The 496-nt window shown below is 56.5% G+C and carries 1 pseudogene; it reads right to left on the bottom strand.

What is annotated here, in order from left to right:
• Positions 1-61 precede the first annotated feature (61 nt).
• Positions 62-496 (bottom strand): annotated as a pseudogene (locus tag P0D80_RS51145) (Tn3 family transposase); the annotation flags it as partial.

The raw sequence follows: 496 nt of genomic DNA, 5'->3' as shown, positions 1-496 counted from the left end.
TTAAAAATCCGCCGCATCTCAATCTAAGCGACTGATTTAAGTGCAAAATGGACGGTTCAATCTACGGTGGAACGGGGCGCAGGAGATCCAGCAGATAGTCTCCGAACCGGTTGATGTGTTTCCGCCGGTACGGCGACAGCACCTTGAGCACCTCGGCGTCGACTGGATGCCCTTTCACCTGCAGTTCCTTCAGCTTGCGCGACATCCACTGCACGTTGTACAGGATCACCATGTTCGCGACGAGGTGGTTGTACTTGATCACCTTGCGCTGCTCGTGTCGGACGTTTTCAGCGACCACGCCTTCGCACCGAACATCAGCCACTGAGCGAAGTCGTTGAACTGCTCGCTCTTGTTGGTCGCCGCGTGAATTGTGCGACGCAGGTCCGGTTCATTGAGATATTTGAGCAGGAACAGCGTCCGGATCACGCGCCCCAGCTCCCGGAATGCGAAGTAGAGCTTGTTTTTCGTGCTCTCCGAGCCGAGGCGGCGCAGGATC

Source organism: Paraburkholderia sp. RL17-373-BIF-A (assembly GCF_046030175.1).
Lineage (GTDB): Bacteria > Pseudomonadota > Gammaproteobacteria > Burkholderiales > Burkholderiaceae > Paraburkholderia.
Note: the sequence above shows the minus strand (reverse complement) of the source record. Positions and strands in the feature narration are given on the sequence as shown.